The following is a 22,537-nucleotide window of genomic DNA, read 5'->3' on the forward strand; positions in this document are numbered from 1 at the left end:
GCATGGCCGGCACCTCGACCGCGGTGCGATGTCGCCCCGCGGTCGTAGTCTGGCGAGGAGGAGGACAGTCCGAGTCCGACGACCGAAGGTCTGATAGCGATGGGCGTCATGAGCGCCGACGCGCCCCAGTGGTTCCTCTCCGCGTTCGTCCGCACCTGCCACGGTGCAGGCGCCACCGCCGACGACGCGGGGATCCGTTCCGTCGGGGAGGACCTCATCGACCGGTGGTCGGCCCCGGAGCGGCACTTCCACAACCTGCGCCACCTGGCCGACGTCCTGCACCGCGTGGACGAGCTCTCCCAGGAGACGCACGAGCCCGACCTGGTGCGCCTCGCGGCCTGGTACCACGGCGCCGTGTTCGACGCGACGCGCAAGGTCGCCCAGGCGAACCAGGGCGGCGAGCAGACCACGGTGAGCGCGAACCTGGCGCGCACCCAGCTCACGGGGCTCGGCCTGCCCGAGGCGGCGGTGGAGCGCACCGCGCGCCTCGTCGACTCGATCGACCGGCACAAGCCGCTGCCCGACGACGTCGACTCCGCGGTGCTCAACGACGCGGACCTCGCCATGCTGGCCGCGGAGCCGCAGCGCTACAAGGAGTACGTGGCGAACGTGCGGGCGGAGTACTCGCACATCCCGCTGCCCGACTACCTGGACGCCCGCATCCGCGTGCTGACCAAGCTGCTGGCGCGCCCGTCGCTGTACTTCAGCCCGATGGGCGCGGCGTGGGAGGAGGCGGCGCGGCAGAACCTCGACGGCGAGCTGCACCGCCTGATGAAGGAGCGCCGTCTCCTCGCGGAGAAGTCGGCCTCCTGACCGCTCGCCGCGCCAGGTTGTCCACATCCTGTGGATGACGGCGGCCGCGAGATCCGCACGCTCCGTAACGTCGTCGTCGGCAGCCCCGCAGGGGGCACGGCGACGAAGGAGGACACGTGCGGTACGAGGTCGACAGCGAGCGGGTCGCGCAGGCGAGCGCGGCGGTGAACGGTTCCGTGGCGGCGATCCGCTCCGAGGTGGGGGCGATGATGCGGCACCTGCAGGACCTGCAGTCCAGCTGGCACGGCGGCGCGGCGACGCAGTTCGCGGGCGTCATGGGCCAGTGGCAGGCCACCCAGACCCAGGTCGAGGCCGCGCTCGACGCCGTCACGGCGGCCCTGTCGTCGGCGTCACGCACCTACGCGGACGCCGAGGCCCAGGCCACGCGGCTCTTCGCGGCCCGCTGACCTGCCCGCTGAGACGTCCACCGAACGACGACGGCCGGCCACCCCTCGCGGGGTGACCGGCCGAAGTCGTGGGTCGTCAGCGCGTGGCTGCCGGCTCAGGGCCTTTCCAGATCAGGGCTTCCGGATCAGAAGTCCATGCCGCCCATGCCACCGTCGCCGGCGGGCGCGGCCGCGGCCGGCTCCGGCTTGTCGGCCACGACGGCCTCGGTGGTGAGGAACAGCGCGGCGATCGACGCGGCGTTCTGCAGCGCGGAACGCGTGACCTTGACCGGGTCGTTGACGCCCGCGGCCAGCAGGTCCTCGTACACGCCGGTCGCGGCGTTGAGGCCCTCGCCGGCGGGGAGGTTCTTGACCTTCTCCGCCACGACGCCGCCCTCGAGGCCGGCGTTGATCGCGATCTGCTTGAGCGGGGCCGAGATCGACGCGGCGACGATCTGCGCACCCGTCGCCTCGTCGCCCTCGAGCTCCAGCTTCGGGAACGCGGCGGCACCGGCCTGGATCAGCGCGACGCCACCACCGGCGACGATGCCCTCCTCGACCGCGGCCTTGGCGTTGCGGACGGCGTCCTCGATGCGGTGCTTGCGCTCCTTGAGCTCCACCTCGGTGGCCGCACCGGCCTTGATGACGGCGACGCCGCCGGCCAGCTTGGCGAGGCGCTCCTGCAGCTTCTCGCGGTCGTAGTCCGAGTCCGACTTCTCGATCTCGGAACGGATCTGGTTGACGCGGCCCGAGATGAGCTCGGCGTCGCCCGCACCCTCGACGATCGTGGTCTCGTCCTTGGTCACGACGACCTTGCGCGCCTGGCCCAGCAGGTCGAGGGTCGCGTTCTCCAGCTTGAGGCCCACCGTCTCGGTGATGACCTGGCCGCCGGTGAGGATCGCGATGTCCTGCAGCATGGCCTTGCGGCGGTCGCCGAAGCCCGGGGCCTTGACGGCGACGGACTTGAAGGTGCCGCGGATCTTGTTCAGCACGAGGGTGGCCAGGGCCTCGCCCTCGACGTCCTCGGCGATGATGAGCAGCGAACGACCGGCCTTCATGACCTGGTCGAGCACCGGCAGCATGTCCTTGACGTTCGAGATCTTCGACTCGACGATCAGGACGTACGGGTCCTCGAGGACGGCCTCCTGGCGCTCCGGGTCCGTCTCGAAGTAGCGGGCGAGGAAGCCCTTGTCGAAGCGCATGCCCTCGGTGAGCTCGAGCTCGAGGCCGAACGTGTTCGACTCCTCGACCGTGATCACGCCCTCCTTGCCCACCTTGTCGAGGGCCTCGGCGATGAGCTCGCCGATGGAGGCGTCGCCGGCCGAGATGGCGGCCGTGGCGGCGATCTGGTCCTTGGTCTCGATCTCGACCGCGGCGTTGAGCAGCTGCTCGGTGACGGCCTCGACGGCCTTCTCGATGCCGCGCTTGACGGCGATCGGGTTGGCGCCGGCGGCGACGACGCGCAGGCCCTCGCGCACGAGCGCCTGGGCGAGCACGGTGGCGGTCGTGGTGCCGTCACCCGCGACGTCGTCGGTCTTCTTGGCGACCTCCTTGACGAGCTCCGCGCCGATCTTCTCGTACGGGTCGTCGAGCTCGATCTCCTTGGCGATGGAGACACCGTCGTTGGTGATCGTGGGGGCGCCCCACTTCTTGTCCAGGACGACGTTGCGGCCCTTGGGGCCGAGCGTGACCTTCACGGTGTCGGCGAGCTGGTTGAGCCCGCGCTCCATGCTCCGACGAGCTTCCTCGTCGAAGGCGATGATCTTGGCCATGGGGACTGATCCTCCGCTGGTGGCTGAGATGGCCGGCCGGCGCCCGCGACGGACGACCCACCCCGCGGCGTTCAGGTCACGCACGCGCGGAGGGTCTCACCGAACGACCCGAATGCTTCACCCGCGGCCCAGGAGAACGCCGCCCCGGGAGGCGGCTGTCACTCACAGGCCGAGAGTGCTAAGCCATTATTGGCACTCTCGGGTGGCGAGTGCAAGACGTTCGCCGAGGGCGTGCACCGCGAGCGGACCGCGCGGAGACGACGAAGGCCGGCACCCCGGACGCGTCCCTGCGTCCTGCGGTGCCGGCCTTCGCGACGACCTGCCGGTCGAGCCGCTGGTGGACGGCTGGTGGACGGCTGGTTCGACGGCTGGTTCGACGACGTGGTCAGAGCGGGCGGACCTGCTCGGCCTGCGGACCCTTCTGCCCCTGGCCGACCTCGAACTCGACGCCCTGCCCCTCGTCCAGGGTGCGGTACCCGTCGGTCTGGATGGCGCTGTAGTGGACGAACAGGTCCTGCCCGCCCGCGGTCGGGGTGATGAACCCGTACCCCTTCTCCGCGTTGAACCACTTGACGGTGCCCTGGGCCATGTACCTCTCCTCGTGCTCCTCGGCCGCAGGGCAGGCACCCCGCGGTGAACGGGAGCCTAGTAGCGGCGATCGCGCCAAGGGAAGCACCGATGTCCGGAATGTCGGCATGCGAGATGCCGACATCCCGGCGGCGCGGCGGGCCTCAGCCCACCGGCGACTTGAGGACCACCCAGACGGCCTGCTCGCTGGCCGAGACGTCGTCCGACTGCTGCACGTTCGCCGGGTCGACGCCGAGCGCCTCGGCCACCGCGCTCGCGGTGTCCGCGCGGTCCGCGCCGTAGAGGACGGTCGTGTCCTGGTAGGAGCTCTTCATCTCGTCCGGAGCATCCTCGGCGGCCACGTCGGTGAACCCCTCCGCCGCCAGCGCGCTCTGCCCCGCGGCGGCCTGACCGGTCGCGCTGCCCTCCGTGATGGCGTTGAAGACCGCGACGGGCGCCTCGAGGTTCGCGGCCGCAGGGTCACCGGGCAGCTCGGTGGCCGCCTCCGACTCGCCATCCGTCGGCTCCTCCGACGCGTCGCCGCCCTCCTCGCCGTCGGCCGGGGTCTCCTCGCCGTCCGCGGGGGCCTCCTCCGAGGCGGAGGCGTCCGGCTCGTCGGCGCCCGCGCCGGCGGACTGCTCGGCCGCGGGAGGCGTGGCCGGCTCGCCGTCGTCGGACAGGAAGGAGACGATGCCGACCGCGAGTCCGCCGCACACGACGACGATCAGCAGGAACGGCCACACCGAGCTCCACCCGCTGCGCGGCTCACGATGCACACCGACCGGCGTGCCCTCGGGCCCGCGGACGTCGAACTCGTCGGGCGGGTAGGGGTAATGGCTCTTGCTCACGGCGGACAGGGTAGCCGTTCCGGGCGCCCGCCCGTCCAGGCTCCTCTCAGCAAGCCCCGGGCCTGCCGGTCCGCCCAGGTCACGGACGCGTCGCCGGCCCGACCGTCAGCCCTGGCCGTCGGAGAGGCGCCGCGCGGAGCGGGCCCGCTGGCGCGTGGAGCGCATCCGCCGCAGCCGCTTGACGAGCATCGGGTCGTGCGCGAGGGCGGCGGGCGAGTCGATGAGGGCGTTCAGCACCTGGTAGTAGCGCGTCGCGGACAGGCCGAACAGCTCGCGCACCGCCTGCTCCTTCGCCCCGGCGTACTTCCACCACTGCCGCTCGAAGGCGAGGATCTCGCGGTCGCGGTCGGTGAGGTCGCCCTCGGCCGACACCGCCGACGAGGCGGCGGACGACTCGGTCGTCGTGCCCGACGCCTCCGGGTCCGGCTGGACCTCCTGGACCAGGATCTCGCTCATGGCGTCCCAGTATGGCGCGTCCCCGCGCCCGCCCCGACGACGTCGCCCCGCGCGCCGCGATCCCGCGACCTGTCAGAGCCACGCGGGGCCATACCCCGATCTGCCTCTGACAGCTGGTGCGCTCCGCGACCTGTCAGAGCCACGTCGCCCCCTACACCCTCGTGACTCTGACAACTCGCCGGGCGGGTGCGCTAGCGTCGCGGCGTGGACACCCCGACGACGACCAGCCCCGGCACGACGACGACCCGGCCGCCCCTCGACCAGGTCATGGCGCCGGACTGGGCGGCCGCGCTGGCCGACGTCGAGCCGCAGATCCACGCGATGGGCGACTTCCTGCGTGCGGAGGTCGCCGCGGGCCGCACGTACCTGCCCGAGGGCCCGAACATCTTCGCGGCGTTCTCCCGCCCGCTCGCGGACGTGCGCGTGCTCGTCGTCGGGCAGGACCCGTACCCCACGCCCGGGCACCCGATGGGCCTGTCGTTCTCCGTGCAGCCCCAGGTGCGGCCGGTCCCCAAGTCGCTGGTGAACATCTACACGGAGCTCGCGGACGACGTCGGCGTGCCGACGCCGTCGAACGGCGACCTGCGGCCCTGGGCCGACCAGGGCGTCATGCTGCTCAACCGCGTGCTCACCGTGCGGCCGGGCACCCCGGCGTCGCACCGCGGCAAGGGGTGGGAGCAGGTCACCGAGGCCGCGATCAAGGCGCTCGTGGCCCGCGGCGGACCGCTCGTCGCGATCCTGTGGGGGCGCGACGCCGCGTCGCTCAAGCCCTGGCTCGGCGACGTCCCGACCGTCGAGAGCGCGCACCCCAGCCCGCTCTCCGCGTACCGGGGCTTCTTCGGCTCCCGCCCCTTCTCGCGCGTCAACGCACTCCTCGAGGCGCAGGGCGGCACGCCGGTGGACTGGCGCCTCGCCTGACGTCGCGGCGCGGCTCCGCAGCACGACGACGCGGCACGACTCGTCGCCCCGAGCGCCCACCGCCGCGCGAGGAGCACAATGGCGGACGTGACGACGCAGGCCTCCCTCCCGACCCCAGACGGCCCGACCCCTGACGGCACGACCCCCGGCACCGCCCCCGCTCCCCCGTGGGCGCGGTACGTCGCGATCGGCGACTCGTTCACCGAGGGCCTGTGGGACCCGTACCCGTTCGACGACGGCACCCCGGCCCCGGCGGGCACGGAGTCGGAGGCGAAGCAGCGCGGCTGGGCCGACCGGCTCGCGGGCGCGCTGTCGGAGCGCCGCACCGCTACCGGCGCCCCCGGCCTGGAGTATGCGAACCTCGCGATCCGTGGCCGGCTGCTGCGCCACATCCTCGCCGAGCAGCTCGACGTCGCGCTGGCCATGCAGCCGGACCTGGTGTCGTTCGTCGGCGGCGGCAACGACATCCTGCGCCCGCAGGCCGACGTCGACGTCCTGTCGGCGCAGCTCGAGGAGGGCGTGGCGAAGCTCCGCGCGGCCGGCACCGACGTGCTGCTCGGCACCGGCTTCAAGGCCGGCGGCGGGCTGAGCTGGACCCGCGGACGGGTGGGCCAGTACAACGCGAACATCTGGACCATCGCGCGCAAGCACGGCGCGCACGTGCTGGACCTGTGGGGCCTCGACCCTCTCTTCGACCTGCGCATGTGGGCCGACGACCGCATCCACCTCACACCAGAGGGGCACCGCCGCGTCGCCGACGCCGCGCTCGTCGGTCTGGGCCTGGAGCCCGACGACGCCGACTACTCCGTCGCGCTCGACCCGCTGCCGCCGCAGGCGTTCGTCGAGCGGGCCCGCGCCAACGCGCAATGGGCGCGCACGCACGTCGTGCCGTGGGTGCAGCGCCGGATCAAGCACACCTCCAGCGGCGACGGTCGCGCGCCGAAGTGGGGCGAGCCGGCACCCTGGCCGCCGGCGGACGACGCGCGGTAACGGCCCGGGGAACGACGACGGGGCGGACGGTGGCCAGGCCACGGTCCGCCCCGTCGTCGTGCCGGGTACGTGGAGCCGCCTGTCGGATTCGAACCGACGACCTTCCGTTTACAAGACGGGAGCTCTACCAGCTGAGCTAAGGCGGCGGGAGCGCGGCACAGCCTACCGGGCGGGGCAGGCCGTGCCGCGCGACGATCAGCTGCCGGCGGCGGCCGTGACGGCCTGGCCCAGGGCGCCCTGCGTGCCCCAGTCGCCGAAGACCTCACCGTCGACGAGCACGGTCGGCGTGCCGAACGACCCGGACTGCGGGTTCTGCAGCGCCTTGTCCGAGGTCGCCTCCTGCGTGGCCGAGTGGACGTACTGACCGAACGTCTCGCGGGCGGTGCCGTCCTCGATGGCGGTCGCGACGTCGGCGGGAGCCCCCGCCTCCTCGGCGTACGACGCGAGCTGCTCGTCCGTCAGGCCCTCGGTGTTCTCCTTGGGCTGGTTGGTGAACAGCGCCGCGTGGAACGCCGGGAACGCCTCGGGGGCCTTGTCGGCGACGTAGGCCGCGGCCGACGCCGCACGCGTCGAGTAGTCGGTGCCGGCGGACAGACGGTCGAGGATCGACACGGGGTGGTAGACGACGGTCGCGTCGCCGGCGCCGACCATCGAGTCGATGTCGCCGGCGTTGGTCTGCTCGAACTGGCCGCAGACGGGGCACATGTAGTCGAGGTAGACGTCGATGACGGGCGCGTCGTCGTTGGTCGTGCCGGCCGCGTTGTCCGCGCCGACGGGGATGCCGCCGTTCTCCTGCGCCGTCGAGGGCATCGTCACCTCGGACAGGGGGATGTCGTCGACGTTCTTCTTCGCGCCCTGCTGCAGGATCATCCAGACCACGACGCCGAGCGCGACGAGCGCGACGGCCAGCACGGACAGGGTGATGATCCGGTTGCGCCGGTCGCGCTGCTGCTCCTTCTCGCGCAGGGCGAGCGCCTCGGCGCGGGCTGCCTCGCGGCGCTGCGCCTTCGTCATGTTCGGGTTCTTCGTCGACATCGTGTCCTCGAGGATCTCGGGAGGGCGCGGGCAGCGCCGGACGGGGCGAAGCCTACCCGCGACGGCTGGGCGTTCGCCGGGAGGGTGCGACCGGCCGGGCCGACGCCGGGTGCGCGCCGGTCAGGGGATCTCGGGAGGCCCGCTGAGCGGCCACCACTCGATCGTCGGGTCGGAGAGCACGGGGGCGACGAGGATCACCGTCAGCACGAGGCAGACGCCGACGATGACGGCCGCGCCGACGCGGCCGGGCGCGATCTTCCCGAGGATGATGCGGCCACCCTCGCGCGCGGTGCCGCCCGCCGGCCCGAACCACGTGGCCAGGAGCGCGACGACCATGACGCCCACCAGGACGCCGTTGAACACGATGTCCTCGTTCATCCCGCCCTGGGAGCGCGCCTCGAGGTCCCCGCGGGGCAGCACGATGAGGTGCCCCGCGCCGAACAGCCACCAGCCGGCCAGCAGGGTCAGCAGCCCGGCGGACGCGCCGACCAGCACCGCGGGGATCGACCCGAGCACCCCGAGGAACGCGTGCCAGGGGAACAGCAGCGTGCCGACCAGCCCGTCGGAGCGGCGGACGCCCTTGTGCTCGCGTCGCGTGTGCAGCCGGTCGCCCGACGTCGCCACCGCGCGGCACACGAGGACCAGCGCGACGAGGGCGCCGAACCCGATGAGCGGGCGGGTGGCCGCGAGGGCGATCAGCGGCAGCGCGACGGCGACGGCGCTGCCGGTGCGACGCCGGTGCACGGGACGCTCATACGGGCCGGGCGGCTCGGGCGGCAGCTCCTCGACCAGCTGGTCGTAGCCCTTGTAGCGCACGTCGCCGACCGGGATGGCGCGCGTGGCGCCGTCCTGCGCCTGCAGCCGGTCGCGCTCCAACGCGGTCATCGTCTGGGTCGGGTCGTCGGCGTCGGCCGGTGTCGGGGCCGTCGTGGGACGGCCCGGCGCGACGGGCGGCGGGGGCGGCGGCGCACCCTGCGCGCCGGGCGCGATCGGGACGGCGCCCGTCGGGGGGTACGACGCCGGGGCCTCCGCGGCCGCGACGACCTGCGTGGGCAGGCCCACCCGCTGGGTCTCGGCAGACTGCGCGATCCGCTGCGTGGCGTCGGGCCCGGCCCACGGGTCGGGGGCGCCGCCCAGGGCGTCGTCGAGGTCGCGACGCAGCGCCCGCGCCACCTCGGTGGGCCCCCAGCGCAGGGCCGGGTCGGCCTGGAGCGCGCCCGCGAGCGCCCGCGCGGTGCGGGCCGGCAGGCCGTGCAGGTCGGGCCGGCCCTCCCGCGAGCGCCGCAGCACCAGCTCGGTGGGCCGGACGCCGAACGGCGAGCGACCCGTGGCGGCGAACGACAGCAGGGCCGCCCAGCTCCACCAGTCGGTCTCCGCGACGGGCGCGCCGCCGTCGAGCAGCTCGGGCGCGATGTAGCCGGGCGTGCCCATGACGAACCCGGTGGACGTGGTGCGGGCGTCGCCCGGACCCTGCGCGATGCCGAAGTCGATGAGCACCGGCCCCTGCGCGGTGATCATCACGTTGGACGGCTTGAGGTCGCGGTGCACCACGCCCGCGTCGTGCACCGCCTCCAGGGCGGCGGCGAGCTGGTCGGCGAGGGAGAAGACGTCCGCGGCGTCGAGCGGGCCGCGCTCGTCCACCTCCTCCTCGAGGGTGACGCCGTCCACCAGCTCGGTCACGACGAACGCGTACGGGCCCTCGAGCTCCGCGTCGAGCACCTGCGCGACGGCGGGGTGCCGCAGCCGCTGCAGGGCCGCGGCCTCGCGCCGGAGCCGCTCGCGCCCGGCGGGGTCGGCGTCGACGTGGGCGTGCAGCACCTTGAGGGCCACCCGGCCGCCGCCGCCGTCGACCGCCTCGTAGACGGCGCCCATCGCGCCGCTGCCGAGCGGCCGGACGACGGTGTACCCCCCGACCTCGGCGCCCTCGGCGAGGCCGCCATCCGGGGTCCGTGGGAGGCGCGACACCTGGCCCGACGGCGCGTCGCCCCGCGCCGTGCCGTCCGCTGCACCGTCGTCGCGCGCGGCCGACGACGAGCCCGGCACCGGGGTCCGCCCCGGGACCTGCATCGCGTCGACCTCGCCCATGGGGCACACCGTATCCGCCCGGACCTCCCGGGGCGCGCCGTGCCGCGCGGGTGCGCGGCAGGTCATCGGGAGGTCGAGGGCCGGTCGCGAACGGGTGACGTGGGCCTCCGCCCCGGCGAGGCACGGGCGCCGTCGGTACCCTGGCCCGGGAGGACGTCGTCCTCTCGATGTCCTCCGGAGCCCTTGACGGGCTCCTGGCAGAGCGCGTGGAGAGAGGTCCCTTGGCAGGCAAAGGTTCGTCAAGCAGCCATCGTCGGAAGGGCGACGGGTACGACCTCGTCGTCGTCGCCAACCGGCTCCCGGTCGACTTCACGGTCGACGCCGACGGCGGGGTGGACTGGCACCGCTCCCCCGGCGGCCTCGTCACGGCCCTCGAGCCCGTGATGCGCGAGGCGGACGGCGCCTGGGTCGGCTGGTCCGGCGCCCCCGACCTCGAGCACGAGCCCTTCGAGGCGGACGGCATGCTCCTGGTGCCGGTCACGCTCAGCAAGCCGGAGATCGAGAGGTACTACGAGGGGTTCTCCAACGACACCCTCTGGCCGCTCTACCACGACGTCATCTCGCCGCCGACGTACCACCGGCAGTGGTGGGACGCGTACCGCCGCGTGAACCGCCGGTTCGCCGAGGCCGCGGCCGCGCAGGCGGCGCAGGGCGCCGTCGTGTGGGTGCACGACTACCAGCTCCAGCTGGTGCCCAAGATGCTCCGCGAGCTGCGGCCCGACCTGCGCATCGGGTTCTTCGACCACATCCCGTTCCCCGCGGTCGAGCTGTTCCAGCAGCTGCCGTGGCGCACGCAGATCGTCGAGGGGCTGCTGGGCGCGGACCTCATCGGGTTCCAGCGCGGCGGCGACGCCTCGAACTTCGTGCGCTCCGTGCGGCGCCTCACGAAGCACACCACCCGCGGGCCGATCATCACGGTCGCGGAGGAGGACGGCCGCCCCGCCCGCCACGTGCGGGCCGCGGCGTTCCCCATCTCGATCGACTCCCACCACTTCGACGCGCTGGCGCGCCAGCCCGAGGTACAGGCTCGCGCCAAGGAGATCCGGGCCGACCTCGGTGACCCGAAGGTGATGATGCTGGGCGTCGACCGCCTCGACTACACCAAGGGCATCCGGCACCGCATCAAGGCCTACGGCGAGCTGCTGCAGGACGGCCGGCTCGACGTCGAGGGGGCGACGCTCGTGCAGGTCGCCAGCCCCAGCCGCGAGAACGTGGGGGCCTACCAGGACCTGCGCGAGCACGTCGAGGTCCTCGTGGGCCGCATCAACGGCGAGTTCGGCGAGCTCGGGCACTCCGCGATCCACTACCTGCACCACTCCTACCCGCCCGACGAGATGGCCGCGCTCTACCTGGCGGCCGACGTCATGCTCGTGACGTCGCTGCGCGACGGCATGAACCTCGTGGCGAAGGAGTACATCGCGGCGCGCTCGGACGAGCAGGGGGTGCTGGTGCTGAGCGAGTTCACCGGTGCGGCGGACGAGCTCGCCCCCGGGCCCCTGCTGGTCAACCCGCACGACATCGACGGGATGAAGGACACCATCGTCGCGGCGGCGCACATGCCCCCGCGCGAGCAGCGGCGCCGCATGCGCCGGCTGCGCCGCAAGGTGATGGCGGACGACGTCGCGAAGTGGTCCGAGACGTTCCTCGGCGTGCTCACCGCCATGCCGGCCCGGACGAGCCGCGGGTGAACGAGCCTCAGGTGGCGGGACAGCAGCTGAGCGGGCCCGTGCCGGGCGGGGACGAGGCGGCCGTGGCCGCGGTGCTCGCGTTCGCCGGCCGGCCGGACGGTCCCGACCGCCCCGACCGTCCCGCTCCCGCGGCGTCGCGGGTCGCGCGCCTCGTCGCGCTCGACTTCGACGGCACGCTCGCCCCGCTGGTCGACGACCCGTCGGCCTCGGTGATGACGGCGGCGGCGCGGGCGGCCGTGGACCGGCTCGCCGCGCTCGCGGCCCGGCCGGTGCCGCCCGGGGGCGACGAGCTGCGGCTCGCGCTCGTCTCGGGCCGCAACCTCACGGACCTGGCCGCCCGGTCGGGCGTGCCGGCCGGCACCTACCTGGTGGGGAGCCACGGCGCGGAGACCGGCAGGGTGACCGCGCACGGCGTCGACGCCGTGCCGCTGCGCCTCACCGACGCGCAGGCCGAGACCCTGGAGCGGCTGCGCGAGGGCCTGCAGGACGCGGTCGACGGCCGGCGCGGCGCGTGGGTGCAGGACAAGCCGAGCGCCGCCGTCCTGCACACCCGGCTGAGCGGGCCGGACGACGCCCGGGCCGCCGCGGCCGACGCCGACGCCGTGGCCGCCCGGCTCGGCCTGCACGCCATGCACGGCAAGGACGTGGTGGAGATCGCCGTCCTGCCCACGTCCAAGGGGATCGCCGTCGAGCGGCTGCGCGAGGAGCTGGAGGAGGGCGACGACCGGCTCCGCGGGCTCGTGCTCTACGCCGGCGACGACACCACCGATGAGCGCGCCTTCGAGGTGCTCGGGCCGGACGACCTGGGCGTCAAGGTGGGGCCCGGGCCGACGCTCGCGACCGAGCGCGTGGCGGACGCGGACGCGCTGGCCGCGCTCCTTGAGCGTCTCGCGGACGCGCTCGACCAGGCGCACGAGGACCCGCACGAGGGCTGACGGACAGCCCTTTCCGAGCACCGCCGAGGCCCTGACCTGGGCTGTGTCGGAACTCACGCCCGGGGCATGTACGATCGTCCCGGCGCACCGGATCCGAGGCCGTCCGGCCGAGGCCCGGAGCGCCGGGACAACAGAATGTGTCACCGCCGACACGGCAGCGTGAAAGCAACGGCACCCACCCACAACGGATCGTCCGGCACGTACCTGCCGGTGGAGGGATTGCAACCATGGCTACGGTCACTTTCGACCACGCGACGCGGATCTACCCGGGCACGGAGCGCCCCGCGGTCGACCAGCTCAACCTGCACGTCGAGGACGGCGAGTTCCTCGTCCTCGTCGGCCCCTCGGGCTGCGGCAAGTCCACCTCGCTGCGCATGCTCGCCGGCCTGGAGGACGTGAACGGCGGCAGCATCCTCATCGGCGACCGCGACGTCACGGACGTCCAGCCGAAGGACCGCGACATCGCGATGGTGTTCCAGAACTACGCGCTGTACCCGCACATGTCGGTGGCGGACAACATGGGCTTCGCGCTGAAGATCGCCGGCACCCCCAAGGCCGAGATCCGCCAGCGCGTCGAGGAGGCCGCCAAGATCCTCGACCTCACCGAGTACCTCGACCGCAAGCCGAAGGCGCTCTCCGGTGGTCAGCGTCAGCGTGTCGCCATGGGCCGCGCGATCGTGCGCCAGCCGCAGGTGTTCCTCATGGACGAGCCGCTGTCGAACCTCGACGCCAAGCTCCGCGTCCAGACCCGTACGCAGATCGCGTCGCTGCAGCGCCGCCTCGGCGTCACGACCGTCTACGTGACGCACGACCAGACCGAGGCGCTCACCATGGGCGACCGCATCGCGGTGCTCAAGGGCGGCCTGCTGCAGCAGGTCGGCACGCCGCGCGAGATGTACGACACCCCGGCCAACGTCTTCGTCGCGGGCTTCATCGGCTCGCCGGCGATGAACATCGCCACCTTCAAGGTCGACAACGGCGTGGCCCACGTGGGCGCCGCCCGCGTGCCGCTGGAGCGGTCGACCGTGGAGCAGCTCACCGACGCCGACGGCGGCAAGATCACCATCGGTTTCCGCCCCGAGGCGCTCGAGGTGGTCTCGGACAGCACCGAGAACGCGATGCCCGTGCTCGTGAACCTCGTCGAGGAGCTCGGCTCGGACGCCTTCGTCTACGGCACGCTCGTCGGCCCCGCCGCCGAGGAGGCCGAGGTCCGCTCGGGCGCCGGCGACAACCAGGTGATCGTGCGCATCGACCCGCGCAACGTCCCCATGAAGGGCGATACGATCCACGTGACGATCAAGCCGGGTCAGTCGCACCTCTTCTCGGCCGCGACGGGCAACCGCCTCAACTGACCCAGGTCTGAGTCAGAGCACCGCCCGAGGGGCGGGTCCGGCTGCTGCCGGGCCCGCCCCTCGTCGCGTACCCTGACGAGCCTGAGAGTGGTGGATGGGCTCGTGGCCCGCTCACGGCTCGCACGGGGGCCACGAGCCCACCCACAACGTATGGAGCGACGTGGAACAGCTGCAGATCACCTCGGCGACGCCGGACTCCGCGCTGCTCGACCTGCCGTGGCGCACCCCCCTGGTCGACTGGCCCGCCGACGTGCTCGCCGCCCTACCCCGAGGCATCTCGCGGCACGTCGTGCGGTTCGTGCGCCTCGACGGGCGCGTGCTCGCGATCAAGGAGATCAGCGAGTCGGTGGCGTTCCGCGAGTACGACCTGCTGCGCCAGCTGCGCAAGCTCGAGATCCCCGCCGTGCGCCCCGTGGGCGTCGTCACGGGACGGCGGGACGACGACGGCGAGCCGCTCGAGGCCGCCCTCGTCACGGAGCACCTCGCGTTCTCGCTCCCCTACCGGGCCGTGTTCAGCCAGGCCCTGCGCCCCGACACCGCCGCGCGCCTCATCGACGCGCTGGCCGTCCTGCTGGTGCGGGTCCACCTCGTCGGCTTCTACTGGGGCGACGTGTCGCTGTCGAACACGCTGTTCCGGCGCGACGCGCACCAGTTCGCCGCCTACCTCGTGGACGCCGAGACCGGCGACCTGCACCGCGAGCTGACCCGGGGGCAGCGCGAGTACGACGTCGACCTGGCGCGCACCAACATCATCGGCGAGCTGTTCGACCTCGAGGCGGGCGAGCTGCTCGACGAGGAGGTCGACGCCATCGCGATCGGCGACGCCCTCCTGTCCCGGTACGCGGAGCTGTGGGAGGCGCTCACGGGCGTCGAGTCGTTCGGCTCGGACGAGCGCTGGCGGGTCGCGGCGCGCATCGAGCAGCTCAACGACCTGGGATTCGACGTCGGCGAGCTGTCCATCACCACGGACATCGACGGCACCACCGTGCGCATCCAGCCCCAGGTGGTCGACGCCGGGCACCACTCGCGCCGCCTGTTCCGCCTCACCGGCCTGGACGTCCAGGACAACCAGGCCCGCCGGCTCCTCAACGACCTCGACTCCTACGTGGCCGCCACGGACCGCCAGGAGGACGACCCGCAGCTGGTCGCGCACGACTGGTCGCAGAACGTCTTCCAGCCGACCATCCGTGCCGTCCCGCGCGAGCTGCGGCGCAAGCTCGAGCCGGCGCAGCTGTTCCACGAGATCCTCGACCACCGCTGGTTCATCTCCGAGCAGGCGGGGCGCGACATCCCCATGCCCGAGGCCACCGCGTCCTACGTGGAGAACGTGCTGCGCCACCGGCGGGACGAGAAGGCGATCCTCGGCCTGCCGCCGGGCGAGCCGGACCGCGAGGGCGACGTCGACATCGTGGACATGGACGCCGGCCCCGACGCCGCCCCCGAGGACGACCACTTCCACCTCTCGACCTGACGCGAACCCTCGGCCGTGGGTGGGCTACCTCGTCACTCGGTGGCGGCGCGACGGGCCTGGGCCACCTCGTAGAGCGTGATCCCCGCGGCGACGCCGGCGTTGAGCGACTCGACGTCGGACGAGATGGGGATGGACGCGACGGCGTCGCAGGTCTCGCGCACCAGGCGCGAGAGGCCGTGGCCCTCGGAGCCGACGACGAGCACCAGCGGGTCGGTGGCGAACGCGAGGTCGCGCACGGAGGTGTCGCCGCCGGCGTCGAGCCCGACGACGAACGCCCCGGACTTCTTCAGGTCGGCGAGCGTGCGCGCCAGGTTGGTCACCTTGGCCACGGGCACGCGCGCGGCGGCGCCGGCCGACACCTTCCACGCCGACGCGGTGACGCCGGCCGAGCGCCGCGACGGCACGACGACGCCGTGCGCGCCGAACGCCCCGGCGGACCGGAGCACGGCGCCGAGGTTGCGGGGGTCGGTGATGCCGTCGAGCGCGACGATCAGCGGCGGCTGCCCCGCCTCCGCGGCGGCGTCGAGCAGGTCCTCGACGTCCGCGTAGTCGTACGGCGGCACCTGCGCGGCGACGCCCTGGTGCACGGACCCCTCGGTGAGGTGGTCCAGCTCGGTGCGGCTCACCTCGAGGAGCTGCACGGACCGGGTCGAGGCGAGCTCGAGGATCTCCCGCGTGCGGTCGTCGTGGTCGATGCGCGCGGCGAGGTGCACCGCGGTGACGGGCACGTCGGTGCGCAGCGCCTCCAGCACGGCGTTGCGGCCCGCGACCACCTCGGCGCCGCCGGTCGGGCGGCGGGTGCCCCGCACGACGCCCTTGCTGGCGCCCTTCTGCGACTGCGCGGCCTGCCGCTTCTCCGCCGCCACCTTGCGCTTGTGCGCCGGGTGGTAGGTGCGGTCCTCGGCCTTCGGCGTCGGGCCCTTGCCCTCGAGCGCCTTGCGGCTGTGCCCGCCGGTGCCGACCTGCGCGCCCTTCTTGCTGCCGGGCTTGCGGACGGCGCCGGGACGTCGGGTGTTGCCTGCCATGGTGTCTCTTCTCAGGTGTGGAGCTCAGGTGGTCGAGCGGGTCAGTCGGTCAGCGTCCAGCGGGCGCCCTCGGCGGAGTCCTGGACGACGACGCCGGCGGCCGCGAGGCGGTCGCGGATGGCGTCGCTCGTGGCCCAGTCCTTCGCGGCGCGCGCGGCGACCCGCGCGTCGAGCTCGGCGGCGACGAGCGACTCGAGCGCGGCGCGCGCCGCGGAGTCGTCGGAGCCGGCGGCCCACTGCGGGTCGTGCGGGTCGAGGCCCAGGACGTCGAGCATGCCGCGCAGGGCGACGAGCTCGGCCCGCGCCGCGGCGTCGTCGCGCGAGGCCAGCGCGCTGTTGCCGGCGCGCAGGTGCTCGTGCACGACGGCGAGCGCGGCGGGCACGTTGAGGTCGTCGTCCATCGCCTCGACGAACCCCGCCGGGAGCTCGGCCTTGGCGACCTCCTCCGCGGGCACGGCGCCGACCCGCTCGGTGGCGCGGTCCACGAAGCCGGACAGCCGCTCCCAGGTGGTGCGGGCCTCGTCGAGGGTGTCGGGCGACCACTCGAGCATCGAGCGGTACTGCACCGCCGCGAGGGCGTAGCGGATCACGGGCGCGGGGGCCTGGGCGAGCAGCTCGCTCACCAGCAGCCCGTTGCCCAGCGACTTGCTCATCTTGACGCCCTGCTGGGTGACCCACGCGCAGTGCATCCAGCGCTGTGCGAAGCCGTACCCGGCCGCGCGGGACTGCGCCTGCTCGTTCTCGTGGTGCGGGAACCGCAGGTCGAGGCCGCCGCCGTGGATGTCGAACGCGTCGCCCAGGTAGCGGCGAGCCATGGCGGAGCACTCGAGGTGCCAGCCCGGCCGGCCCCGGCCGAACGCCGTGTCCCAGGACGCCGTCTCCGGCTCGCCCGGCTTGGGCGCCTTCCACAGCGCGAAGTCGTGCGGGTCGCGCTTGGCGGACGCCGCGACGTCGTCGCCGGTGGGCTCGGGGTTGAGGTCCTCGAGCCGCTGCCGGGTCAGCTCGCCGTACGCGGGCCACGACCGCACGTCGAACCAGACGTCGCCCGGCCCGGTCGAGTACGCGTGCCCGCGGTCGACGAGCCGCTGCATGAGCTCCGCCATGTCGGGCACGTGGCCGGTGGCCCGCGGCTCGTAGGTGGGCGGGATGACGCCGAGCGCGTCGTAGGCGCGCGTGAACATCCGCTCGTGCGTCGCGGCGTGCGCCCACCAGGGGACACCGGCCGCGGCGGCCTTGGCGAGGATCTTGTCCTCGATGTCGGTGACGTTGCGGATCAGCGTGACCCGCAGGCCCGAGCGCTCCAGCCAGCGCCGCAGCACGTCGAACGCGATGACCGGGCGGAGGTGGCCGATGTGGGGCGGGGCCTGCACGGTGGCGCCACACAGGTAGATACCGACCTCGCCCGGGTTCAGGGGGACGAAGGCGCGCACGTCGCGCGTCGCGGTGTCGTACAGGTGCAGGCTCACCGGTCCAGCGTACCGGCCGGCCCCTCAGCCCGAGCCGCACGTCGGCCGAGTCTGCGCTTCCGCTCCGAGCGGGTCCCGCGTGCCTCGGCCCCCACCCTGCGCTGCAGCTTCGCCTCAGCCGAAGGTGCGACCCTCGCCGCGGTACGTGGGGACCGACTCGACGATCTCGTCGCCGCGCACCAGGTGGACGACGTCGAACCGCTCCATGAGCTCGCCCGCCTTGGCGTGCCGCAGCCACACGCGGTCCCCGACGGCGAGCGGCGGCGCGCCGCGCCGCCGGCGCAGCGGCGTCATGACCTCCCCCGCGCCCTCGGTCCCCGTGAGCGACCAGCCGGGCGTCGCGACCCGCGGCAGCCGCGAGCGCCCCGCCGGCCCGGACGCCACGTACCCGCCGCCGAACGCGGTCGCCCAGCCCGGGGCGGGCACGCGCGCGACGTCGAGCCCGAAGAACGCGGCGGGCCGCGGGTCGAAGGAGCGGTAGCCGTCGAACAGGCCGGGGACGAACAGCCCGGAGCCCGCGGTCACCTCGGTGACGGTGGGTCCGGCCGACGACGTCTCGAGCGAGCCCGTGCCGCCGGAGTTCACCAGCTCCACGTCGTGCGCGACGGCGGCGCGCACGGCCTCGACGACGGCCGTGCGGCGGCCGTACAGCTCCGCCACCGACAGCTTCTTGACCAGCCGGACGGCGGGGTTGGTGTCGGGCAGCCCGGCGACCTGCGCCTCGTAGAACATAAGGCCGCGCAGCCGGGCGCCGGGCAGCGCCTCGACGCGGCGGGCGAGCGCGGCGACGTCGCCCGGGGTGCGCAGCGGCGAGCGCCGCGTGCCCAGGTGCACGTGCAGGGGGCCCGCGTCGAGCCGCAGCGACGCGTCGACGTCGAGGCAGACCGCGACGTCGGGCAGGTCGCCCGTCCCGGCCGGCACCGCGGCGGACGACAGGGCGGAGTCCAGCAGCGCGAGCTGGGCGGCGTCGTCGGCCATGAGCGTGACCTCGCGGCGCGCGCGGACGTCGGCGGCAAGCCGGGCGAGCGCGTCCCGGTCCACGGTGGGGTAGCCGACGAGCACGTCGCGCGCGCCCTCCTGCACGAGCCACAGCGCCTCGGCCAGGGAGAACGCCATGACTCCCTGGAACCCGGCGTCGAGCGCCCGGGTCACCAGGGAGCGCACCCGCACGGACTTGCTGGCCACCCGCACGGGGACGCCGCGGGCGCGGCGGCGCAGGTCGGCGGCGTTGGCGTCGAAGGCGTCGAGGTCGACCACGGCCACGGGAGCCGGCAGGTGCGCGGTGGCGCGGGCCAGCCGCTCCGTCTGGGTCATGACCGCACGCTACACCGGGCGCGGGGCGTCGTCGGACGGTCGGCGGGGTGACCCCGCGGGTGATCCGTCGGGCGGGCCGAGGGGCCGCCGACGATCCACCCTCAGGGGGATCCGCCGGGGCCGCCGACCGTGGCAGAGTGTGCCGCGTGAGCTCGAGCACCGTCGCCCGTGAACCGGCCCCCACCTCCCCCGCCGCACCGCTGCGCACGTGGGGCGGCACGCACTCGTGGCAGCCCGCGCGCCGCGTCGCCCCGCGCGACGAGGGCGAGCTGGGCACCGTCGTCGCGAAGGCCGCCGCCGACGGGCTGCGCGTGCGTGCCATGGGCGCGGGCCACTCGTTCACCGCCGCGGCCGTGACCGACGGCGTGCACCTGGGCCTCGACCACCTCGGCGGGATCGAGGCCGTGGCCCCCCAGCCCGACGGCACGTCGCTCGTCACCGTCCGGGCGGGCACCCGGCTGCACCACCTCAACCGCCTGCTCGCGGCGCTCGGCCTGGCGATGCGCAACCTCGGCGACATCGACCGGCAGTCCGTCGCGGGCGCGATCTCGACCGGCACGCACGGCACCGGCGCGCGGCTGGGCGGCCTCGCGACGCAGGTGCGCGGCGTCCGCGTGGTCGGGGGCGACGGCGTGGTCCGGTCGGCGTCGGACGCCGCGGCGCCGGGCTCGCCCGAGCGCGAGCTGTTCGAGGTGGCGCGGCTGGGCCTCGGCGTCGCGGGCGTGCTGTCCGCCGTCACGCTCGAGGTGGTGCCGGCGTTCTGGCTGCGCGCGCAGGAGGAGCCGTGGCCGCTGGACCGCGTGCTGGAGCAGCTCGACGAGTACGTCGACGGCAACGACCACGCGGAGTTCTACTGGTTCCCCGGCACCCGCCGGGCCCTGACGAAGCGGAACAACCGCGCGACGGCCGAGGAGGTCGAGGCGTGGGCCGCCGCCCGTGCGGGCGGCCTCGGCACCGTGCGCACCGCCGGTGCCCGGGCCCGCACGCTCCTGGACGACGAGGTGCTGTCCAACGGCGCCTTCGGGGTGGTGAACCGCCTCGCGCTCGCCGCCCCCGGCCTCGTCCCCCGCCTCAACGCGGTGAGCGCGCGGGCGCTGGGCGCCAAGACGTACGTGGCGCCGTCGGCCGACGTCTTCGTCACGCGGCGCCGCGTGCGGTTCGTCGAGATGGAGTACGCGCTGCCCCGCACCGCGCTGCGCGACGTGCTCGACGAGCTCGACGCCTGGCTGCGCGCGTCCGGCGAGCCCGTCCCCTTCCCGGTGGAGGTGCGGTTCGCCGCCGCCGACGACGTCTGGCTCTCGACGGCGCACCGTCGGGAGACGGCGTACGTCGCGGTGCACCAGTACGCGCCGATGCCGTACCAGCGGTACTTCAGCGCGGCCGAGCAGATCTTCACCGCCGCGGGCGGGCGCCCGCACTGGGGCAAGATGCATACCCGCACGGCGGAGCACCTGGCCGACCACTACCCCCTGGCGGACGTCGCCCGCGTCCGCGCCGCCGTCGACCCCGACGGCGTCTTCCGCAACGCGTACACCGACACCGTCCTCGGCAGCACCGACTAGCTGTCGGTCTGGCCGGAGGGCCACCACGCCGGCGGCGCGGACCGCTCCCCCGGGAGCCGCACGGTGGCGCGCAGGCCGCCGTCGCCCAGGGCGGCGAGCGCGAGGGTGCCGTGGTGCGCCTCGGCGATGCTGCGCACGATCGCGAGGCCCAGGCCCACGCCCGCGTGCTCCCCGTGCGTGCGCCCGCCGCCGCGCTGGAACGGCTCGACGAGGGTCGGCACGAGGCGCGGGTCGAGCGCGTCCCCGGTGTTCTCCACCGTGAGCACGACGTCGTCGCCGCGCACCCCCGTGGCCACCCGCACCGTGCCGCCTGCGGGCAGGTTGTGCACGATCGCGTTGTGCACGAGGTTCGTGGCGAGCTGGAGCAGCAGCGCGTGCGACCCGACCGCGGCGGCGGCCCCGCCCGCGACGCTCACCTCCACGGAGCGCGCGTCCGCGAGCGGCAGCAGCGTCTCCGCCGTCTCCTCCGCGACGAGGGACAGGTCGACGCGCTCCCGAGCGAACGTCCCCCGGTCCGCGCGGCTGAGCAGCAGCAGCGCCTCGGTGAGGTCGATCGCGCGCGCGTTGACGGCCTCGAGCCGCCGCAGGAGCTCGTCGGTGTCCCGGTCCGGGTCCTGGGCGCCGACCTCCAGCAGCGTCCGGGTCACCGCGAGCGGGGTGCGCAGCTCGTGGGAGGCGTTCGCCGCGAACCGTTGCTGCTCGGCGACCTGCGCCTCGAGCCGGGCCAGCATCGCGTCGAACGCGTCCGCCAGCTCGCGGAACTCGTCCTGCCGGCCCGGGAGGCTGATCCGGTGGGACAGCGACCCCTCCGCGGCCCGCCGCGTCGCGTCGGTGATGCGGTCCAGCGGGGCGAGCATCCGGCCGGCGAGGAACCACCCGCCCACGAGGCCGAACACCAGGAGGAACACCATCGCCCAGGCCACCCGCGGGGCGAACGCCCGCTCGAGGTCGGAGCGGTTGGGGACGAACTGCCCGGGCCCGGGCCGGGACGGGGCGACGTCGACGATGATCGTGTCCGGCACGTACCGCAGCAGGAAGACCCACACCACGGCGAGCAGCAGCGCGCCCGCCAGCACGAGGAACCCGGCGTAGCTGAGCGTGAGCTTGAGCCGGACGCTCGGGCCGGGGCTCCTAGCCACGGGCGTCCCCGTCCGGTCCGTCCGCGATGCGGTAGCCGACGCCGGGCACCGTGGCGATCACCCACGGCTCGCCCAGCCGCTTGCGCAGCGCCGACACCGTGATGCGCACGGCGTTGGTGAAGGGGTCGGCGTTCTCGTCCCACGCCCGCTCCAGCAGCTCCTCCGCGCTGACGACGCCGCCGTCGGCCGCGACCAGCACCTCCAGCACGGCGAACTGCTTGCGAGTGAGCGCGACGTACCGCCCGTCGCGGTAGACCTCGCGGCGGAACGGGTCCACGCGCAGGCCCGCGAGCTCGCGTACCGGCGGCCGACTGTGCGCGCGCCGCCGGTCGAGCGCCCGCAGGCGCAGCACGAGCTCCCGCATCGCGAACGGCTTCGTGAGGTAGTCGTCGGCGCCGAGCTCGAACCCGGTGGCCTTGTCGTCGATCCGGTCCGCGGCCGTGAGCATGAGGATGGGCGTGCCGCTCCCGGACGCGACGATGCTCGCGGCGACGTCGTCCCCGGACGGGCCCGGGATGTCGCGGTCGAGCACGGCGACGTCGTAGGCGTTCACGCTCAGCAGCTCGAGGGCGGTGTCGCCGTCGCCCGCGACGTCGGCGGCGATCGCCTCCAGTCGCAGGCCGTCGCGGACGGCCTGGGCCAGGTACGGCTCGTCCTCGACGATCAGCACACGCATGCCTCGATGCTACGGAGCGGCGCCTATCGTCCGCGTATC

Annotated in this window: 20 protein-coding genes and 1 tRNA gene; 9 read left to right on the forward strand and 12 right to left on the reverse strand. The window is 74.2% G+C overall.

The features are described from left to right. The first annotated feature begins 99 nt into the window (after positions 1 to 99). A complete protein-coding gene (locus tag ACQP60_RS13925) occupies positions 100 to 813 on the forward strand; it encodes an HD domain-containing protein (RefSeq protein WP_429733702.1) in 714 nt (237 codons plus the stop codon). A 116-nt stretch (positions 814 to 929) separates the two neighbouring features. Beyond that, positions 930 to 1,220: a WXG100 family type VII secretion target gene (locus tag ACQP60_RS13930; RefSeq protein WP_429733705.1), complete on the forward strand. Its 291-nt coding sequence runs from the start codon at positions 930 to 932 to the stop codon at positions 1,218 to 1,220. A gap of 125 nt (positions 1,221 to 1,345) precedes the next feature. Here ACQP60_RS13930 and groL read toward each other — a convergent pair whose 3' ends face one another. From groL to ACQP60_RS13950, 4 genes are all read right to left on the reverse strand, one after another. Then, positions 1,346 to 2,971: a chaperonin GroEL gene (gene groL, locus ACQP60_RS13935; protein WP_429733708.1), complete on the reverse strand. Its 1,626-nt coding sequence runs from the start codon at positions 2,969 to 2,971 to the stop codon at positions 1,346 to 1,348. Positions 2,972 to 3,356: 385 nt separating this feature from the next. Further along, the gene (locus ACQP60_RS13940) at positions 3,357 to 3,560 is read right to left on the reverse strand and encodes a cold-shock protein (protein ID WP_416344544.1); all 204 of its coding nucleotides are present in this window, start codon (positions 3,558 to 3,560) and stop codon (positions 3,357 to 3,359) included. Between the two features lie 142 nt (positions 3,561 to 3,702). Next, entirely contained in the window at positions 3,703 to 4,386 is a 684-nt protein-coding gene (locus ACQP60_RS13945; protein WP_429733712.1) for a LytR C-terminal domain-containing protein, read from the reverse strand. Between the two features lie 105 nt (positions 4,387 to 4,491). Then, a complete protein-coding gene (locus ACQP60_RS13950; RefSeq protein WP_429733715.1) occupies positions 4,492 to 4,842 on the reverse strand; it encodes a DUF3263 domain-containing protein in 351 nt (116 codons plus the stop codon). A gap of 267 nt (positions 4,843 to 5,109) precedes the next feature. On the opposite strand from ACQP60_RS13950, the gene ACQP60_RS13955 reads away from it, so the two are divergent. Then, positions 5,110 to 5,760, forward strand: a complete 651-nt coding sequence (locus ACQP60_RS13955) for a uracil-DNA glycosylase (protein ID WP_429734359.1) — start codon at positions 5,110 to 5,112, stop codon at positions 5,758 to 5,760. A gap of 78 nt (positions 5,761 to 5,838) precedes the next feature. Beyond that, positions 5,839 to 6,750: an SGNH/GDSL hydrolase family protein gene (locus ACQP60_RS13960; RefSeq protein ID WP_429733719.1), complete on the forward strand. Its 912-nt coding sequence runs from the start codon at positions 5,839 to 5,841 to the stop codon at positions 6,748 to 6,750. A 70-nt stretch (positions 6,751 to 6,820) separates the two neighbouring features. On the opposite strand, the gene ACQP60_RS13965 is transcribed toward ACQP60_RS13960, so the two are convergent. From ACQP60_RS13965 to ACQP60_RS13975, 3 genes are all read right to left on the reverse strand, one after another. Beyond that, positions 6,821 to 6,896, reverse strand: a tRNA-Thr gene (locus tag ACQP60_RS13965). A 49-nt stretch (positions 6,897 to 6,945) separates the two neighbouring features. After that, the gene (locus tag ACQP60_RS13970) at positions 6,946 to 7,785 is read right to left on the reverse strand and encodes a DsbA family protein (RefSeq protein WP_429733722.1); all 840 of its coding nucleotides are present in this window, start codon (positions 7,783 to 7,785) and stop codon (positions 6,946 to 6,948) included. Positions 7,786 to 7,905: 120 nt separating this feature from the next. Then, a complete protein-coding gene (locus tag ACQP60_RS13975) occupies positions 7,906 to 9,870 on the reverse strand; it encodes a serine/threonine-protein kinase (protein WP_429733725.1) in 1,965 nt (654 codons plus the stop codon). A gap of 221 nt (positions 9,871 to 10,091) precedes the next feature. On the opposite strand from ACQP60_RS13975, the gene ACQP60_RS13980 reads away from it, so the two are divergent. The 4 genes from ACQP60_RS13980 to ACQP60_RS13995 all read left to right on the forward strand — a co-directional run bounded on the left by ACQP60_RS13980 (position 10,092) and on the right by ACQP60_RS13995 (position 15,316). Beyond that, entirely contained in the window at positions 10,092 to 11,558 is a 1,467-nt protein-coding gene (locus ACQP60_RS13980; RefSeq protein ID WP_429733728.1) for an alpha,alpha-trehalose-phosphate synthase (UDP-forming), read from the forward strand. Continuing rightward, a complete protein-coding gene (gene otsB / locus ACQP60_RS13985) occupies positions 11,555 to 12,493 on the forward strand; it encodes a trehalose-phosphatase (protein ID WP_429733730.1) in 939 nt (312 codons plus the stop codon). The genes ACQP60_RS13980 and otsB overlap by 4 nt, the downstream gene beginning before the upstream one ends. Positions 12,494 to 12,720: 227 nt before the next feature. Next, complete coding sequence (locus ACQP60_RS13990) at positions 12,721 to 13,845, forward strand: ABC transporter ATP-binding protein (RefSeq protein WP_429733733.1); 1,125 nt, start codon at positions 12,721 to 12,723, stop codon at positions 13,843 to 13,845. A 160-nt stretch (positions 13,846 to 14,005) separates the two neighbouring features. Then, complete coding sequence (locus tag ACQP60_RS13995) at positions 14,006 to 15,316, forward strand: DUF4032 domain-containing protein (RefSeq protein WP_429733736.1); 1,311 nt, start codon at positions 14,006 to 14,008, stop codon at positions 15,314 to 15,316. A gap of 32 nt (positions 15,317 to 15,348) precedes the next feature. Here ACQP60_RS13995 and rlmB read toward each other — a convergent pair whose 3' ends face one another. The 3 genes from rlmB to ACQP60_RS14010 form a co-directional block, all read right to left on the reverse strand. Further along, positions 15,349 to 16,341 carry a 23S rRNA (guanosine(2251)-2'-O)-methyltransferase RlmB gene (gene rlmB, locus ACQP60_RS14000; protein WP_429733738.1) on the reverse strand — a complete coding sequence of 331 codons (993 nt, stop codon included), beginning with the start codon at positions 16,339 to 16,341 and terminating at the stop codon, positions 15,349 to 15,351. Between the two features lie 41 nt (positions 16,342 to 16,382). Beyond that, on the reverse strand, positions 16,383 to 17,807 hold the full coding sequence (cysS, locus tag ACQP60_RS14005) for a cysteine--tRNA ligase (protein ID WP_429733741.1): 1,425 nt from the start codon (positions 17,805 to 17,807) through the stop codon (positions 16,383 to 16,385). Positions 17,808 to 17,921: 114 nt separating this feature from the next. Continuing rightward, positions 17,922 to 19,121 carry an alanine racemase gene (locus ACQP60_RS14010; protein ID WP_429733744.1) on the reverse strand — a complete coding sequence of 400 codons (1,200 nt, stop codon included), beginning with the start codon at positions 19,119 to 19,121 and terminating at the stop codon, positions 17,922 to 17,924. 200 nt (positions 19,122 to 19,321) lie between these two features. Here ACQP60_RS14010 and ACQP60_RS14015 point away from each other — a divergent pair, with 200 nt between their 5' ends. Then, positions 19,322 to 20,683: a D-arabinono-1,4-lactone oxidase gene (locus ACQP60_RS14015; protein ID WP_429734361.1), complete on the forward strand. Its 1,362-nt coding sequence runs from the start codon at positions 19,322 to 19,324 to the stop codon at positions 20,681 to 20,683. Here ACQP60_RS14015 and ACQP60_RS14020 read toward each other — a convergent pair. After that, on the reverse strand, positions 20,680 to 21,822 hold the full coding sequence (locus tag ACQP60_RS14020; RefSeq protein ID WP_429733747.1) for a sensor histidine kinase: 1,143 nt from the start codon (positions 21,820 to 21,822) through the stop codon (positions 20,680 to 20,682). The two genes, ACQP60_RS14015 and ACQP60_RS14020, sit on opposite strands and share 4 nt — an antisense overlap. Beyond that, positions 21,815 to 22,498: a response regulator transcription factor gene (locus ACQP60_RS14025; RefSeq protein WP_429733750.1), complete on the reverse strand. Its 684-nt coding sequence runs from the start codon at positions 22,496 to 22,498 to the stop codon at positions 21,815 to 21,817. Before ACQP60_RS14025 ends, ACQP60_RS14020 begins: the two co-directional genes overlap by 8 nt. Between the last annotated feature and the right edge of the window lie 39 nt (positions 22,499 to 22,537).

It is taken from the genome of Isoptericola variabilis, assembly GCF_050311655.1.
Classification (GTDB): Bacteria; Actinomycetota; Actinomycetes; order Actinomycetales; family Cellulomonadaceae; genus Isoptericola; species Isoptericola variabilis.